The organism is Burkholderia stagnalis (assembly GCF_902830275.1).
In the GTDB taxonomy this organism is placed as follows: domain Bacteria; phylum Pseudomonadota; class Gammaproteobacteria; order Burkholderiales; family Burkholderiaceae; genus Burkholderia; species Burkholderia stagnalis.
The window spans coordinates 94041-108487 of sequence record NZ_CADESW010000020.1 but is presented as its reverse complement, the minus strand read 5'-3'; the positions used below and the strand labels follow the sequence as shown (position 1 = coordinate 108487).

Sequence of the window (14447 nt, the reverse complement as noted above, 5' to 3'; positions counted from 1 at the left end):
CGCCGCGCACCACGCGCGCCTAGATCTTGTTCACCTTCACCTTGGCGCCCTTCGCGGGCCCCAGCTTGTGATCCAGATAGATCTTGTTCGCCGTGATCCGGGCCCGCTCCGGATAGCTGTCGAACGCGCGGACGCGAGCGCTCTCGGAGCCACCGAGCTGCGTGCCGTCCTCGTAGGTCTCGAGCCCGAGCCGCGACGCAATGGCGCCGGCAAGATCGCGCACCGCCGCTCGATCGTTGAACGTCGCCTGCTTCGCCTCATACACGATGGTCGTCTCGCCATGGGAATTGATGGAAATCGACAGATCGCTGTTTTCCTGGCCGATGTTCAGCGTTTCGTTTTTCTGCATGAATCCCTCCATTAGTCAACGATGTGGTCGTAACAGGCTCAAGCGCCATGACGCGCATGACGAACTGACCGTTGAAAAATACGTGCTCGCGTAAAAGCGCGCAAGGCCGGCGCAACGCGTCCGGCCAAGTCGCAAGCACATCGCGTGCGGGCGGCACGCCACCTCGCATGCCACCGCGCACTGGACGACGCGCGCATGCCGCGCGCGCCGCCCTTCGAGAGGCACTCACCCGCCCATCACCGCCCGCCCGGCAACGCGATATCGACCAGCACCGGATCATGATCCGACGAACGATATGCATCCGGCGCGTAATACGTGCGCTGCTGCTCGGCCGTCTTGTACGCGAGCGTGTACTGCAGCGCGACCGGCTCGTCCGCATTGATGTGCCATTCGTGCACGGCCTTCACGTGCGCCGCGAGCGGCAGCGTTGCGAGTGCGTGATCGAGATAGCCCGCTTCGCCGTTGTACACGTAGCTGTAGGCCTTGTCGCCCAGCCAGCGCGACACGAGGTTGCGATAGCCGCGCGACTCGAGCAGGCGGATCGGATCCTCGTGCGTGTAGCTGTTGAAATCGCCGATCAGCAACACGCCCTGGCTCGACGCGCCGGTCGGCGTGCCCGCGAGCCAGTCGGCGAGCTTCGCCGCCGCGCGCGTGCGCGTCGGGTTCCAGCAACCCTGGCCGTCGCCCTGATCGAGATCGTCGTTGGTTGCGTCCGGGCAGTTCTTCGATTTCAGATGGTTCACCGCGACGGTCAGCGCATGCTTGCCGCCGATGCGCCGGAACGTCTGCGCGAGCGGCTGGCGGTTCTTGTCGTCGATCGCGAGCGTGGCCGCGCGGCCGACCGGTTCGACCTTGCGGCTGTCGTAGATCAGCGCGACCGCGATCGCGTCGCCGCCGAGCCGCGACGTGCCCGGGTCGACCACGCGCCAGCCGTCGCCGAGCTTCGCCGCGAGCTGACGCACCGCGCTCAGTTCGCCGTAGCCGTTGTTCTGGATTTCCATCAGGCCGATCACGTCGGCATCGAGCGCCTTCAGCGCGCTGACGATCTTCGCGTCCTGGCGCACGAACTCCTGATAGGTCTTCGCGCCGCGGTTGTTCGGATCGTCGAAGCCGCCGCCGAGGCCGTTGCCGTTGAAATAATTAAGGACATTGAATGAAGCGACGCGCAGGTTCGCGTGCCGATCGCGCGCGGGCGCCGCGGTGCGCGGATTCGCGCGTGCATCGAACGCCGGCGCGGGTGCGCCAGGCACCGGCTGCAGGCGCCACGCGCCATAGCGCATCTCGAGCACGCCTTCGACGTTGCTGACCGCGTAGCCCGCGCGCAGCGTGTTCGCGGCCGACAGCGCGGGCGACGGATACGGCACGGTCGCGGGGTTCTGCTTGTTCGAGCCGTCGTCGAGCACGAGCCGGTTGCGCGCGTTCGCGTCGATTTGCGACTGCGCCTGCGCGGGCGGCACGACGCTCGTCGGCGTGCGCAGGCGGCCGTTGCTGAGCAGCACGCTGCCGTAGCGGCCGAGCTCGTAGTTGTCGGTGACGTTCAGCTTCTGCGGCAGCCGCACGAGCATGCCTTCATACGCGGCGAATGTATTCACGTTGTCGACGGGCAGCGTGAGCGTCGCGGGCGTGACCGACTGGCCGCTCGCGCACACCGCGATGCCGCCCGACAGCGTGAGCTGCGTCTGCCCGTACTTCTCCTCGACCTTGCCCGTCACATGGACGAGATCGCCGGCCTTCGCACGCACTTTCGGCGCATAGACGAACAGCCCCTCGGAGACGCCCGGCTGGTTGCGGCGCTGCGGGTCCGCCTGCTGGACGAAGAAGCCGCTGAAACCGTCCGCGCCGCCGAAATCGGCGGTGACGACGGCTTCGATCGACACGGTCTCACCGGCAAGCGGCGACGGCGCGCCCGGGCCTTGGATCTCGGCGATCGGCGTCGCGCTGCCGCCGCAGGTCGAGCTGACGGGCGCGGCCGTGGCCGCGAACGCCGGCGCGGCAGCGAGAGCGGGCAGGAGCAACAGGGTGGCAAGCGAGGAAATCGGAGGGCGCATGACGGAGAACCCGGGTTGTGAGGGTCGCGAAAGCTTAGCAACACAAAGTGACAGCTTCTAGTAACGGCGAGACAGGGAGATGTAATTCGCCCGGAATGGACTTGTTTCGCATTCCGCAACGCTGCGCGCTTGTGCATGCGTCATCGAAATATTGTCCGTTGCGCTGCGCGAAAGACATGCGTGCATCGACGCCGGGCCCGGCCAGCAAACCGGAAGCAATCGGAACGGTATGCGGCGGAACGCGTGTTCAACCCGCGGCGATTGAATCGTGCGCCGACCTCGTCGCGTCGTTCATTGCGAATTCGATCGAAACGCAATGATCGTGGACACTGGAGCCCATGAAGCCAATCGGGTCTTTATCGTGGAGTCCATACGATCCGGATGCCTTGCCTCTTGACTGCCGGAGGGAAAAACGCAAAAGTAGGCAACGCGCGCGCCGTGGGAACCGGCCGCGCAACGCATCGACCGTTCATGTCCCGCCTGACCACGTAGTTGATGTGCTTCCTGGAATGCCTCGGATATTTCAGGCGGGTTTGCGGCCTTCGACGACGCACATCTCGGCGAAGGCCGCCTTTCTCCTTGTTCGACGCTCGCCGCGATCAGCCTTTCCCCTTCGATTGGTTCAACGCCACGGCCGCCTTCACGAGCGCTTTCAACGCGGCCTCGTCGATCTTCTCGCCTTCGCGGAAATCGATGGCCCGCCGCGTGTTCCCTTCAAGACTGGAATTGAACAGGCCCGCCGGATCCTTCAGCGCCGCCCCCTTGGCGAAGGTCATCTTCACGACGCTCTTGTAGGTCTCGCCGGTGCAGAGGATGCCGCCGTGCGACCACACCGGCACGCCGCGCCATTTCCATTCCTCGACGACGTCAGGGTCCGCATCCTTGACCAGCGCACGAAGCCGCCCGAGCATCTCGCCGCGCCAATCGCCGAGTTCCTCGATTCTCGCGTCGATCAATCGAGCGGCGGACACGCCGCCCACTTCCTGCGATTCGTCTTTCGCCATGCCTCATTCTCCTCAAACGCGGACACCTTCATTCCGGCCGGGCCAACACGCCCTCCAGCGCCGTGAAGAACTTCGGCCATCCGTACTTCGCGCCCTGGAACGCCTGCTCCTGATCGGGCCGGAAGCCGACCTGCTCCATGCGCAGCAGCGTGCCCGCTTGCGTCGGCGTGAGCGTCCACGTGACGACGCTGTCGAGCCCCAGCGCGGCCCATGTGTACGACAGCGAACGGTTCGGCTCGACCGCCAGCACCCGGCACTCGACCGCGCCCCAATCCGCGCTGAGCCTGAAGCGATGATCGACGGCCGGCGCGAAGTCGTTCTTCATCAGCCACGCCTCGAGCAGATGCGGCTGCGTGAGCGCACGCCAGATTTTCTCCGGCGGATACGGCACTTCGCGTTCGACGACGACGGAACGCGTTTCGATCGGGGCGGCATTCACTGATCCATCCTCCTGAGCAGATCTTCGAGCTGGTCGAAGCGGCGTTGCCAGAAGCCTGTCATCTGGCTCGTCCAGTCGATCAGCGGGGCCAGCGCGCCGAGCTGCGCGCTGTAGTGGGTCTGGCGGCCCTCGTGACGGTCGCGCACGAGCCCCGCCTGTTTCAGCACGCCGAGATGCTTCGACACGGCCGGTTGCGAGATTCCCGCCTCGGCCGTCAGCGCGCCGACCGTCTGCTCGCCTTCGCGGCACAGGCGCTCGAAAATGGCGCGCCGCGTCGGGTCGGCAAGCGTTCTGAACAGCACATCGTGAGCATTCGACATTCTCAATCCATAACCAGCCAGCTATGGATTGACTATAGGCGAAGATCGGCGCGAGTCAAGCGTCAGCGCAACAGCCCGTCCGCCGCGAGCACGTACTGCACCGACGGCCGGCTGCGCACGCGCGCGTACCAGGCGGCGAGATGCGCATACGGCCCGAGGTCGATGTCCGCGTTGTACACCGACTGCATCCACGCGGCCTTGCCCCAGCCCGTCAGCGCGAACAGATAAGCATCCGCGACGGTGAACGCGTCGCCGGTCAGGTAGGTCCGGCCGTCGAGCTGGCGGTCGATCCACGCGAAGCGGCTGGCGAGCTTCTGCCGCGCCGGGTCGACGTACTTCCCCGCCTGCACTGCATACAGCAGCGGGATGAAGCCTTTGTGGATCTCGGCCGACAGGAAGTTGAGCCATTCGATCAACCGGTAGCGCGCGAGCGTGCCGAAGGCCGGCGCGAGCCCCGCTTCCGGGCGCTGGTCCGCGAGATATTGCGCAATGGCGGGGCCTTCGCGCAGCGTCGTGCCGTCGGCGAGCGCGAGCAGCGGCACGTAGCCGAGTTCGGTCACGTCGTAGTAGTTGCCACCGTCTTCGACGAGATGCCTGCGTGCGTCGACCTTGACGACCTCCGCGTCGAGGTTCAGTTCGCGCAGCACGATGCAGATGGCCTGCGAGCAGCTGCCGGGGGCGTGGTAGAGCTTCATGGTCTTCCTTGATGTTCCGATGCCGATTTATCGATTCGCCGCGACGCGGGCGCTAATATCTCGCATCGACGCATCGATGAGAAGACGGCAGAAGTTTGTGCCGTGGTCACAAAAAATTTACCTACCGGGCCCGCAGGATGAAAACGAGTGCGACAGGATGTTCCGTTGAAGAAGCCATGCGCCTGCTCGGCGGCCGCTGGCGGCTGCTGCTGGCGTCGTACCTGCTCGACGGGCCGAAACGCTTCAGCGACCTGCGCCGCGACGTGCCGGGCATCTCGCAGCGGATGCTGACGCTCGACCTGCGCGCGCTCGAGGAAGCGGGGCTCGTGCGGCGCACCGTCTATCCGGAAGTGCCGGTGCGGGTCGAATACGACCTGACCGAAGACGGCGAACGGCTGCGGCCGGTCGTCGACGTGATGCGGGATTTCGGTCTGTGGCTGAAGGCGCGCGATGCGGACGCGGCATGCGCACACGTGCCCTGCCCGATGATCGAGGAAATCGATGAAGCGTGACTTCCGTGCCCGGCCGTTGCTGCGCATCGCCGCGGCCTGCTTCGCCTGTTGCGCGCTGCCGCTCGCCGCGCAAGCCGCCAAACCGCTGCCGTCGTTCAAGGTCGACAACGACGTGACCGCCCGCGTCGAACGCGCCGACAGCGCGCATTTCACCGTCCGCTTCCTGCCGGGCGGCAAGACGCAGACGCTCGACGTCGGTACCGCCGACGAGGAGGGCCATTACGGCTTCGAACCCGCCGACTACAACTTCGATGGCCACCAGGATCTCGCGCTCGGCGCGACGCTCGGCCAGGTCAACCGCAACTACGCGATCTACCTGTACGACGCGGCCCGGCAACGCTTCGAGCCGTTGCGCATGCCGGCGAACGACGCACCGCACGGCAACTGCGACGGGCTGATCAATGTCGCCGTCAAGCCGAAGGAACGCATGCTGTACAGCTCATGCCGAGGCGGCCCGATCTGGTACACCGATGCGTATCGCTACGACGGCAGCGGCCGGCTGTATCTCCATCAGTCGACCGAGGCGATTCCCGACGACGTATCGATGCTGCTCGACGGCGCACCCGGCGACGGGCCGCCAACGATGCTGCTGACCTACGACGCGCATGGCCGGCGGATCGCGCGTCGTCCGGAGGCCTACGGCGGCGGCAAGCTCGCACTCAAGGTGCAGGTTGCTCGGCTGCCGCTGCACGACGCGATGACGGACGCGCCGACGAAGCGCTATGTCGTTGCAGGCGACACGCTGGAACTGATCGACGCGAGCCCCGACTTTCGCTGGCTGAGGGTGCTGTATCGCAATCCGCGCGTGGGCGCGGTGTCGGGCTGGGTCAGCGTGGAGGAAGCGACGAAAGGCTGACGCGCGCGCCGCGAGCCGTTCGACTGCGTGCTGTGCTGGTCGACGGCTGAGCGCCGGCCGCGCCACCGCCGCACCTACGCGGCCTGCGCAACCGCCTTGATGTTGAACGCGCGCAGCAAGTCCTCGCAGAACGCGTCGACGATCGGCTTGTCGGCCGCGCTGCGCTTCATCGCGAGATGCAGCGGCACGTCGAAGCCGAAGCTGTCGCGGCCGATCGCGCGCACGAGGCCGCGCTGCTCGAACGGCTCCGCGTGGTGCGCGGGCAGGTAGCCGAGATGCCCGCCCGACAGGATCAGGATCGTCGCGGCCTCGATGCTGTCCGCGCTCGCGGTCACGCGCCGCTCGGGCAGCGGGCAGGTTTCCTCCGGCACCGGATAGGTGCGCCACACCCAGTCGTGCGCCTGCAGGTCGGTGGCCGTCACGGGGCGCGATGCATGGAACAGCGGATGCCCGCGCCCGCAGTAGATCACCTGCCGCTCGGCGAACAGCGGCGTATACAGCAGCCCCGGCACGCGATGCCAGAAATAGCCGATCGCGAGATCGAGCTGGTTGTTGACGAGGCTTTCCTCGAGCTCCTGCGGCGAAGCGACCTTCATCGCGAACGTCACGGCCTGGTCGCGCTTGCGAAACGCGCCGATCGCTTCCGCGACGCGCGCGTTCTCGACGAGCGGCGCCTGCCCGATCAGGCCGATCGACAGCGTGCCGACCAGCTTGCGGTCGATGTCGCGCACCCGCGCGACGAACTCGGACGTCGCGGTGACGAGCGTGCGCGCGGTCGCCGCGAAGCGCTCGCCCTTCGACGTCAGCCGAAAGCCGCCGCGGCCGCGGTCGCACAGCTTGAAGCCGACCCGCGCCTCGAGCGCGGAGAGCTGCGTGCTGATCGTCGACTGCCGCACGCCGAGCGACGCCTCGGCGGCGGTGATGCCGCGCGCGTCGACGACGGCCAGGAACACCCGGATGAGCCGGAGATCGAGATCGGTGGTATTCGAGAACATGCTGAATGCCGCTGCGCGTGCGCGCGTTGCGTCGGCCCGGCATGCGCACTGTGCGCCGCCTGCCGCCATCGCCGATGCATCCGTTCGGCCGCGCGCCGCCATCGGCATCGGCGCGCGCCGCGGACTGTCTCCTTCGTGCACGCGGCAGCCCCGCGCGGGCCGCCGCGCGTCGTTACATCGGGAAGCCCATCGCCTTGATGCCGTTGATCCACGCGCGCTTCCAGCCGCCTTCGGCATCCGCGCCGTCGAACGCATGGAACGTGATCTTCGCGGCCACCCAGCGCATCGGCTCCGGCGGGATGTAGCTCGGGCTCTGGTTCGCGATGTCGAGCTGGCGTTCCGGGCTGTCGCGATCGAACAGGATGTTCAGCCCCATGAACGCGCCGAACCGGCTCGCCGCGACGCCGAAGCCCGTGTAGCCTGCGACGAACACCGCCTTGCCGCCGAGATAGCGCTTCGCGAACACCGAACCGCGCGAGCAGTAGTCGATCGGGCCGCCCCACGCGTGCGAGAAGCGCACGTCGCACAGTTGCGGGAAGGTCCGGTAGAACGCCTGCGCGAGCCGGTGGTAGGTTTCGCGCTCGCCGTCCTGGCGCGGCGCCGGATCGCCGTCGAAGTGATAGCTGACGAGGCCGCCGAAGATGATGTTGTTGTGCTTCGTCAGCCGGAAGTAATTGAGCTGCGTGCGCGTGTCGTACACGCCCTGGCGGTTCTTCCAGCCGATCCGCGCGAGCTGTGCGTCGGTGAGCGGCTCGGTCGCGAGCACGTGGTCGCGCACCTGCATTACGCGGCGGTTGATGTCGGGAATCCCGACTTTCGCGGTGCCGCTGCCGAACACCACGCGCGGCGCGCGCACGCTGCCCTTCGGCGTCGTCACGTACACCGTGCCGCCTTCGTCGGTTACCGTCATGAGCGGCGTGTGCTCGTACAGCTTCACGCCGAGCGACAGCGCCGCGCGCTTCAGGCCCCACGCGAGCTTCGCCGGATGCACGATGCCGCTGCGGTTGCGCGACCACAGCGCGCCCGCGAACAGCGGCGACGCGAGCTGCGCGAGCGTCTCGTCGCGGTCGAGCAGCACCACGTCGTGGCCGTACTCGCGGTGCAGGTCGTAGTCGCCGCGCAGGTGCGCGAGATGGTCGGGATCGACCGCGACGGTCATCTCGCCGTTCCATTCGATATCGGCGTCGATGTCGTAGCGCTTCAGCGTCTCCTCGAAGCCGTCGAGATTGTGGTGGCCGAAGGTTTCGAGCTGCGCGATGTCGTTCGGAAACACGCGCACCGCGTTCGGCAGCCCGTGCATCACCGACGTCGAGATGATCCCGCCCGCGCGGCCCGACGCGCCGTGCGCGACCTTGTCCGCCTCGATCAGCACCACGTTCAGGTGCGGCATCTGTTCCTTCGCCTGCACGGCCGCCCACAGCCCCGTGAAGCCGCCGCCGACGATCAGCAGGTCGGCGCGCGCGTCGCCGACGAGTTCGGGCTCGGGCGCCGGCGCGGCCGGGTTGTCGAGCCAGTACGGGAACAGCTTCGTATGGGCAAGCGCCTCGTCGACGCTCAATGCGGCCGGCGCGCCACGCAGTGCGTGGGGCGTGGCCGGCGCGGTCTGTTTCGCTTCCTTGACTTCCATGTTCCTGGTCTCAGCCATGACGTTGCATCGCGGCACGCGCCGCCGTCGCGCGCGTCGCACGGACGACGCGCGGCAGCGGCCACGGGCATCACGCCTTCTCGAGCAGCACGTAGAACTTCTTCGCGTCCTCGAGCGTTTCCCAGCGGCCCGCGAAGCCGGCCGGCAGCAGGTAGCCCTCGCCCGGCGCGAATTCCCGGCGATTGCCTTCGACGTCGGTCAATGCGATCCGGCCCTCGACGAGCCACACGGCTTCGTCGGCGGCGGTTTCCGGGAAGTCGACCGCGCCGACCTTGCCCTCCCACCAGCCGACGATGTAGTTGCCGCTGTTGCCCTCGGCCGCGCGCCAGTCGCTTTCGTCCATGCCGAAATCGAGCTTCGTGAAGGCGCCGACGTTGGCGCCGAGCGGCAGGATGTCCTTGATCAATTTAGTCATCTGAAATGTTCGCGTCGTGATTGAGAAAGCAGGAGCAACGTTACGCATTCGCGCGGCCCTGGTATGCCCCCCTTCGGGGGGGACAAGCGGCGATTTCCTCGGCCCGTGGCGCATGGCCGTACTTCCCCTTACAGACGCACGCCGTTCCGAACGCTACAATCCGCGGGCTTTCCACCCCGGGGAATCCGCATGCTGCTCAACGTGAACCCCTTCCCTCGCGACGGCGAAACGTGCAACGTGTCGTTCAAGACGTTGGGCGAACTCATCGAGACCGTCGGCACCCCGCATTTCGTGCCGCGGCTGACCCAGCTGCTGAACCAGGTGGTGCCGCTCGACGTCGCGCATGTCGAACGTTCGCGGGTCGACGGCACGATGCCGACCGGCTACCGGTGCGAGTGGATCGGCAGCAGCGGCATCGGCACGGCGTCGTCGGAGATCTCCGACGTGATGACGCTCTACTACGAGCGCTTCCTCGACAGCGACCCGCTGTTCGCGGGCCTGCGCGGCAAGACGGGCACGCTGCTCGTGGTGCGCGACATCGCCGCGATCCCGCCCGGCGAATTCCGCCAGCGCCTGTTCGACGACGTGCGCATCGGGCACGAATGCGTGCTCGCGCGCGGCACCCGCTACTCGCAGCATTCGATCGCGCTGGAGCGCGGGCGCGACCAGCCGCCGTTCACGCTCGCCGAGATGAACCGCTTTCGCAGCGTCAGCGATGTGCTGTTCCCGCTGCTCGAACTGCACGCGTCGACCACCGCCGCGCGGCGCGTCGCGCACCCGACACCCGACCGCCATCCGCTCGCGCAATTCGACGCGCGCCTCGCGGCGGACGGCATTCGCCTGTCGAAGCGCGAATACGAAACCTGCAAGCACCTGCTGTCGGGCAAGACGGTGCCCGAAACCGCCGACATCCTCGGCGTGCGCGTCGCATCGGCGGAGTCGTACGTGAAGCGCGCGTTCGCGAAGCTCGGCGTGCGCACCAAGCGCGAGCTGGCCGCGTGGGGCAGCGCCGTGCCCGATGCGCTCGCGGGCTGACCGGCATTCCGCAGCCTCCCCCCGCTTGCATCGAATCCGCTCGATGTAAACGTTGCGACTTCGAAATCTTCGCGCGGGCGTTCTCCTCTACCATCGGCCGATCGTTGTTCACCAGACAGAGGAGACGGCCCCCATGCATCGCGAACTGAACCAGCCGATGGGCGGCAACGAGATGCCGCGCTTCGGCGGCATCGCCACGATGATGCGTCTGCCGCAGGCCGACACGACCGACGGGCTCGACGCGTGCTTCGTCGGCGTGCCGCTCGATCTCGGCACGTCGAACCGGTCGGGCGCGCGCTTCGGCCCGCGCCAGATCCGCAGCGAATCCGTGCTGCTGCGCCCGTACAACATGGCGACGCGCGCCGCGCCGTTCGATTCGCTGCAGGTGGCCGACCTCGGCGACGTCGCGACCAACCCGTACGACCTGAAGGACTCGGTGCGCCGCATCGAGGCCGCCTACGACGCGATCGTCGCGAACGGCTGCCGGCCGATTACGCTCGGCGGCGACCACACGATCGCGTGGCCGATCCTGCGCGCGCTGCACCGCAAGTACGGCAAGGTCGCGGTGGTGCACGTCGACGCGCACGCGGACGTCAACGACACGATGTTCGGCGAGAAGATCGCGCACGGCACGCCGTTCCGCCGCGCGGTGGAGGACGGCCTCCTGCAGTGCGACAAGGTCACGCAGATCGGCCTGCGCGGCACCGGCTACCACGCCGACGATTTCGACTGGTGCCGCGAGCAGGGCTTCACCGTCGTCCAGGCCGAGGCATGCTGGAACACGTCGCTCGCGCCGCTGATGGCGCAGGTGCGCGAGCGCGTCGGCAGCACGCCGGTCTACCTGAGCTTCGATATCGACGGCCTCGACCCGTCGTTCGCGCCGGGCACCGGCACGCCGGAAGTCGGCGGCCTGACGGTGCAGCAAGGGCTCGAGATCGTGCGCGGGATGAAGGGGCTCAATCTCGTCGGCGCCGATCTCGTCGAAGTGTCGCCGCCTTACGACCCGGTCGGCACGACCGCGCTCGTCGGCGCGAACCTCGCGTTCGAAATGCTCTGCGTGATGCCGGGCGTCGCCTACCGTTGAACCCGACCTTCAGGATCGCCACCATGTCCACCGCACCGCTTTCCCCTGCCGCTACCGCGACGCTCGTGCTGCCCGCCGCGCGCATCGCCGGCGAACATATCCGCGCGCATGCCGACGATGCCGGCGCGCCGCTGTTCAACGCCGCGACCGGCGACACGCTCGGCTGGCAGGAATTCGCTTCAGCCGAGCACGTCGACCGCGCGGTGCGCACCGCGCGCGATGCGTTCGCCGGCTGGCGCGACACGCCGCCCGCCGCGCGCGGCAAGATCCTCGCGAAGATCGCCGAGCTGGTCGAAGCCGACCGCGCGCGCCTCGCGGCGCTGCAGATGCAGGTCAGCGGCAAGCCGCCGCTCGAGGCCGATGCCGACGTCGGCGACGTCGCCGCGACATTCGCGTACTACGCCGCGCTGTGCGCCGATCCGGCGACGTTCGCGGCGGAACCGGTCGCGCTGCCGAGCGAAACCGTGACGGCCGAGCGCTTTTACGATGCGCTCGGCGTGGCCGCGCTGATCGTGCCGTGGAATTTCCCGATGGTGACGACCGCGTGGAAGCTCGCGCCCGCGCTGGCCGCCGGCTGCGCGGCGGTGCTCAAGCCGTCGGAACTGACGTCGCCGGCCGAACACGCGCTGCTCGACATCGTCGCCGAGGCCGGCATGCCGGACGGCGTCGTGAACATCGTGAACGGCGGCGCGAATGTCGGCGCGGCGCTCGCCGCGCATCCGCTGATCGACAAGATCTCGTTCACCGGCAGCACCGCCGCCGGCAGGAAAGTGATGCGCGCCGCCGCCGACGACATGAAGCGCGTGACGCTCGAGCTTGGCGGCAAGTCCGCGCTGATCGTCCGCGACGACGCCGATCTCGATGCTGCGGTGGCACTCGCGGTTGCCGGCGCCTTCACGAACGCGGGCCAGATGTGCTCGGCCACCGCGCGCATTCTCGTGCACGACAGCCTGTATCGCGGCTTCATGGCCGCGTTCGAGACGGCCGTGCGCGCGCTCGTCGTCGCGCCGCCGGAGGCGGCGAACGTCGCGATGGGGCCGCTGATCTCGGCTGCACACCGCGCGCGCGTCGAGGCAATGCTGCGGCAGGGGATCGACAGCGGCGCGCAGGTCGCGTTCAGCGGCCGCGTGGCCGACGCGCGCGGCGACGGCTACTTCATGGCGCCGGTCGTGATCGCGGAACCGGCCGCCGACAACGTGCTGTGGGCCGACGAAGTGTTCGGCCCGGTCGCGTGCGTGAAGTCGTTTCGCACCGACGACGAGGCGATCGCGCTCGCGAACGACACGCGCTACGGGCTCGTCGCGACCGTCGTCACGCGCGACGCGGCGCAGGCGAAGCGTTATCAGGCACGCGTGCGCGCGGGGCTCGTGTGGATCAATACGCCGCAGCTCATTTATCCGCACGTGTGCTGGGGCGGGTTCGGCTTGAGCGGGATCGGCCGTGAACTCGGTGTCGCGGGGCTGCGCAGCTATCAGGAGCTGCGGCACGCGATGCGCGCGGTCGACTGATAGTGCCGGCGCGCGTGTCAGCCGCCTTTACACGTCGATGACGACGAGCGTCCCGTGGCTGCCGGGCAGGACGGCGTGTGCAGTCCCTGCCAACGCGAGATACATCTGCCCGGCTTCCACGGCGACCGTCTCCGCGCCGACCTGAAGCAGAAGCCGTCCATCGACGACCAGCAAACCCTCGTTGTAGTCGTGAATCTCCTCGTCGTAGGGCTGCGCATCCATGCGAAGCACCTTGACGTTGGCCGGGCCTACTTTGCCGACAAGCGAGGATTTCCATGCTTGCGTTTGCTCGGCAGCGACGGATGTGAAATCGACGAGGGGCATCGGACGGTCTCCTGGAAAGACACGAGTATCGTCAGAAAGCTCACACGCCTGGCGGTACAGTACGGCGGAAATTGTCCGGTACGGTGCGCTTCAGGTGCCGGTCGACGTGTACTTGCGCACCCCCAGCCGCCACGCGGCAAAGGCCACCACCAGGAACGCGAACGCCGCCGCCGGCGCGAGTGGCAGGAACCAGTCGGGCGCGCCTAGCGGGTCGGGCTTGCAACCGCTCAAAGCGCCTTGACCATGAACACCCGAGCCGCCCCCGCCGGCTCGCAAGGCACCTCGCCGAACACGCGATACCCGTGCTTCTCGTAGAACGCGGGCGCCTGGAACGTGATCGTATAGAGCACGGCGCGCGCGCAGCCGCGCCGTTTCGCCTCCGCTTCCGCGTCGTTCAGCAGCTTGCTGCCGAGGCCGTCCTCGCGCAGGGATTCGGGCACGAAAAGCAGATCGATGAAAAACAGCCCGAGCGACGTGCGGCCGACCAGCCCGCCGAGCACTTCGCCAGTGTTCGGGTCGGTCACGTAGAGATCGAGCGCGGTGTTGTCCGGCTGCCCTGTGATCGCATCGTTGAATGCGTTGAGCTTGCGGCTGATGGCGTCGCGCGCGGTGGGCTGTCCGACGGCGGCGAGCTGGATGGTGACGTTCGACGGGGCAGTCATGTCGGTGATGGGTCCGTGACGAAATGGCGGGCGGATCATTCTGCCATGCCGGCCGTTGCGCGAATACGTGCTACGCCGCCTACCGTGATCGCAGGCAATGGTTCCGGCGCGCACGTTCCGGATGTTGCGATCACAACCTCCGCCTCGATCATCGCTGCCCGTGCCACCGCAATATGATCGACTGCATCATCCTTGAAACGAATTGGGTGATGTTGCCATTCGGGCGCTACGAGGCGAGGGCAATGGAATCGTTTGCATTCGATAAAAAACAAATGACTGACGGCCGGTTCCGATAGAGAAGTCGCAATTTCGATCCTCGCCCCCTTCGCGCGTATCGCGGGTGATACGTTTTTCGCACGCGCAGCTTCCGCCTGTTCCGCTTCGCGCCTTGCGAAGCCCGTCCTGATCGGGTGGCACGACACTCGCTTGGATTGCGATTGCGGTGTTGGCTTGAAATCCGTAGCCGGCACGGCGTCAATTTCAATTCCTCAATTTTCGTTGTCCACGCAACGCCTCCGGCGTCTCTTCTTGCGCCAGCCCGCATCCGGCACTCCGT

18 protein-coding genes are annotated in these 14447 nt (G+C 67.4%); 5 read left to right on the top strand and 13 right to left on the bottom strand.

The window, feature by feature from the left end:
- Nucleotides 1-19: 19 nt before the first annotated feature.
- The 6 genes from HWY45_RS28250 to HWY45_RS28225 all read right to left on the bottom strand — a co-directional run bounded on the left by HWY45_RS28250 (nucleotide 20) and on the right by HWY45_RS28225 (nucleotide 4855).
- Nucleotides 20-349: a hypothetical protein gene (locus HWY45_RS28250; protein WP_059883523.1), complete on the bottom strand. Its 330-nt coding sequence runs from the start codon at nucleotides 347-349 to the stop codon at nucleotides 20-22.
- Nucleotides 350-585: 236 nt separating this feature from the next.
- The gene (locus tag HWY45_RS28245; RefSeq protein ID WP_059883525.1) at nucleotides 586-2397 is read right to left on the bottom strand and encodes an ExeM/NucH family extracellular endonuclease; all 1812 of its coding nucleotides are present in this window, start codon (nucleotides 2395-2397) and stop codon (nucleotides 586-588) included.
- Nucleotides 2398-2996: 599 nt separating this feature from the next.
- Entirely contained in the window at nucleotides 2997-3401 is a 405-nt protein-coding gene (locus HWY45_RS28240; RefSeq protein ID WP_059883527.1) for a DUF1801 domain-containing protein, read from the bottom strand.
- A gap of 28 nt (nucleotides 3402-3429) precedes the next feature.
- On the bottom strand, nucleotides 3430-3840 hold the full coding sequence (locus HWY45_RS28235) for an SRPBCC family protein (RefSeq protein ID WP_059883529.1): 411 nt from the start codon (nucleotides 3838-3840) through the stop codon (nucleotides 3430-3432).
- Nucleotides 3837-4160, bottom strand: a complete 324-nt coding sequence (locus HWY45_RS28230) for an ArsR/SmtB family transcription factor (RefSeq protein ID WP_017330601.1) — start codon at nucleotides 4158-4160, stop codon at nucleotides 3837-3839. Before HWY45_RS28230 ends, HWY45_RS28235 begins: the two co-directional genes overlap by 4 nt.
- Before the next feature lie 62 nt (nucleotides 4161-4222).
- Entirely contained in the window at nucleotides 4223-4855 is a 633-nt protein-coding gene (locus HWY45_RS28225; RefSeq protein WP_059883531.1) for a glutathione binding-like protein, read from the bottom strand.
- Between the two features lie 137 nt (nucleotides 4856-4992).
- Here HWY45_RS28225 and HWY45_RS28220 point away from each other — a divergent pair, with 137 nt between their 5' ends.
- Together HWY45_RS28220 and HWY45_RS28215 are read left to right on the top strand one after the other, a co-directional pair.
- Complete coding sequence (locus tag HWY45_RS28220; protein ID WP_059883533.1) at nucleotides 4993-5367, top strand: winged helix-turn-helix transcriptional regulator; 375 nt, start codon at nucleotides 4993-4995, stop codon at nucleotides 5365-5367.
- A complete protein-coding gene (locus HWY45_RS28215; protein WP_059883534.1) occupies nucleotides 5357-6223 on the top strand; it encodes an FG-GAP repeat protein in 867 nt (288 codons plus the stop codon). The genes HWY45_RS28220 and HWY45_RS28215 overlap by 11 nt, the downstream gene beginning before the upstream one ends.
- A gap of 74 nt (nucleotides 6224-6297) precedes the next feature.
- Here HWY45_RS28215 and HWY45_RS28210 read toward each other — a convergent pair whose 3' ends face one another.
- From HWY45_RS28210 to HWY45_RS28200, 3 genes are all read right to left on the bottom strand, one after another.
- Nucleotides 6298-7218 carry a LysR family transcriptional regulator gene (locus HWY45_RS28210; protein WP_059564242.1) on the bottom strand — a complete coding sequence of 307 codons (921 nt, stop codon included), beginning with the start codon at nucleotides 7216-7218 and terminating at the stop codon, nucleotides 6298-6300.
- Nucleotides 7219-7390: 172 nt separating this feature from the next.
- On the bottom strand, nucleotides 7391-8845 hold the full coding sequence (locus tag HWY45_RS28205; RefSeq protein WP_059883536.1) for an NAD(P)/FAD-dependent oxidoreductase: 1455 nt from the start codon (nucleotides 8843-8845) through the stop codon (nucleotides 7391-7393).
- A gap of 88 nt (nucleotides 8846-8933) precedes the next feature.
- On the bottom strand, nucleotides 8934-9278 hold the full coding sequence (locus HWY45_RS28200) for a cupin domain-containing protein (protein WP_059564195.1): 345 nt from the start codon (nucleotides 9276-9278) through the stop codon (nucleotides 8934-8936).
- 189 nt (nucleotides 9279-9467) lie between these two features.
- On the opposite strand from HWY45_RS28200, the gene HWY45_RS28195 reads away from it, so the two are divergent.
- The 3 genes from HWY45_RS28195 (at nucleotide 9468) to HWY45_RS28185 (ending at nucleotide 12905) form a co-directional block, all read left to right on the top strand.
- The gene (locus tag HWY45_RS28195) at nucleotides 9468-10313 is read left to right on the top strand and encodes a helix-turn-helix transcriptional regulator (RefSeq protein WP_059883538.1); all 846 of its coding nucleotides are present in this window, start codon (nucleotides 9468-9470) and stop codon (nucleotides 10311-10313) included.
- Between the two features lie 133 nt (nucleotides 10314-10446).
- Nucleotides 10447-11397 (top strand): agmatinase, encoded by a 951-nt coding sequence (gene speB / locus HWY45_RS28190; RefSeq protein ID WP_059564197.1) that lies wholly within the window; start codon nucleotides 10447-10449, stop codon nucleotides 11395-11397.
- A gap of 23 nt (nucleotides 11398-11420) precedes the next feature.
- The gene (locus HWY45_RS28185) at nucleotides 11421-12905 is read left to right on the top strand and encodes an aldehyde dehydrogenase family protein (RefSeq protein ID WP_059883541.1); all 1485 of its coding nucleotides are present in this window, start codon (nucleotides 11421-11423) and stop codon (nucleotides 12903-12905) included.
- Between the two features lie 27 nt (nucleotides 12906-12932).
- On the opposite strand, the gene HWY45_RS28180 is transcribed toward HWY45_RS28185, so the two are convergent.
- The 4 genes from HWY45_RS28180 to HWY45_RS28165 form a co-directional block, all read right to left on the bottom strand.
- The gene (locus HWY45_RS28180) at nucleotides 12933-13229 is read right to left on the bottom strand and encodes a cupin domain-containing protein (protein WP_059883543.1); all 297 of its coding nucleotides are present in this window, start codon (nucleotides 13227-13229) and stop codon (nucleotides 12933-12935) included.
- Nucleotides 13230-13319: 90 nt separating this feature from the next.
- A complete protein-coding gene (locus HWY45_RS28175) occupies nucleotides 13320-13460 on the bottom strand; it encodes a hypothetical protein (protein WP_170304032.1) in 141 nt (46 codons plus the stop codon).
- Nucleotides 13457-13891 (bottom strand): GNAT family N-acetyltransferase, encoded by a 435-nt coding sequence (locus HWY45_RS28170; RefSeq protein WP_059883545.1) that lies wholly within the window; start codon nucleotides 13889-13891, stop codon nucleotides 13457-13459. The genes HWY45_RS28175 and HWY45_RS28170 overlap by 4 nt, the downstream gene beginning before the upstream one ends.
- A gap of 35 nt (nucleotides 13892-13926) precedes the next feature.
- Nucleotides 13927-14361 carry a hypothetical protein gene (locus HWY45_RS28165; RefSeq protein WP_124491548.1) on the bottom strand — a complete coding sequence of 145 codons (435 nt, stop codon included), beginning with the start codon at nucleotides 14359-14361 and terminating at the stop codon, nucleotides 13927-13929.
- Nucleotides 14362-14447: the final 86 nt, after the last annotated feature.

Coding starts and splice junctions, on each gene's coding strand:
- HWY45_RS28250 (WP_059883523.1), bottom strand. CDS start 349: ATGCAGAAAAACGAAACGCTGAACATCGGCCAGGAAAACAGCGATCTG.
- HWY45_RS28245 (WP_059883525.1), bottom strand. CDS start 2,397: ATGCGCCCTCCGATTTCCTCGCTTGCCACCCTGTTGCTCCTGCCCGCT.
- HWY45_RS28240 (WP_059883527.1), bottom strand. CDS start 3,401: ATGGCGAAAGACGAATCGCAGGAAGTGGGCGGCGTGTCCGCCGCTCGA.
- HWY45_RS28230 (WP_017330601.1), bottom strand. CDS start 4,160: ATGTCGAATGCTCACGATGTGCTGTTCAGAACGCTTGCCGACCCGACG.
- HWY45_RS28225 (WP_059883531.1), bottom strand. CDS start 4,855: ATGAAGCTCTACCACGCCCCCGGCAGCTGCTCGCAGGCCATCTGCATC.
- HWY45_RS28220 (WP_059883533.1), top strand. CDS start 4,993: ATGAAAACGAGTGCGACAGGATGTTCCGTTGAAGAAGCCATGCGCCTG.
- HWY45_RS28215 (WP_059883534.1), top strand. CDS start 5,357: ATGAAGCGTGACTTCCGTGCCCGGCCGTTGCTGCGCATCGCCGCGGCC.
- HWY45_RS28210 (WP_059564242.1), bottom strand. CDS start 7,218: ATGTTCTCGAATACCACCGATCTCGATCTCCGGCTCATCCGGGTGTTC.
- HWY45_RS28205 (WP_059883536.1), bottom strand. CDS start 8,845: ATGGAAGTCAAGGAAGCGAAACAGACCGCGCCGGCCACGCCCCACGCA.
- HWY45_RS28200 (WP_059564195.1), bottom strand. CDS start 9,278: ATGACTAAATTGATCAAGGACATCCTGCCGCTCGGCGCCAACGTCGGC.
- HWY45_RS28195 (WP_059883538.1), top strand. CDS start 9,468: ATGCTGCTCAACGTGAACCCCTTCCCTCGCGACGGCGAAACGTGCAAC.
- speB (WP_059564197.1), top strand. CDS start 10,447: ATGCATCGCGAACTGAACCAGCCGATGGGCGGCAACGAGATGCCGCGC.
- HWY45_RS28185 (WP_059883541.1), top strand. CDS start 11,421: ATGTCCACCGCACCGCTTTCCCCTGCCGCTACCGCGACGCTCGTGCTG.
- HWY45_RS28180 (WP_059883543.1), bottom strand. CDS start 13,229: ATGCCCCTCGTCGATTTCACATCCGTCGCTGCCGAGCAAACGCAAGCA.
- HWY45_RS28170 (WP_059883545.1), bottom strand. CDS start 13,891: ATGACTGCCCCGTCGAACGTCACCATCCAGCTCGCCGCCGTCGGACAG.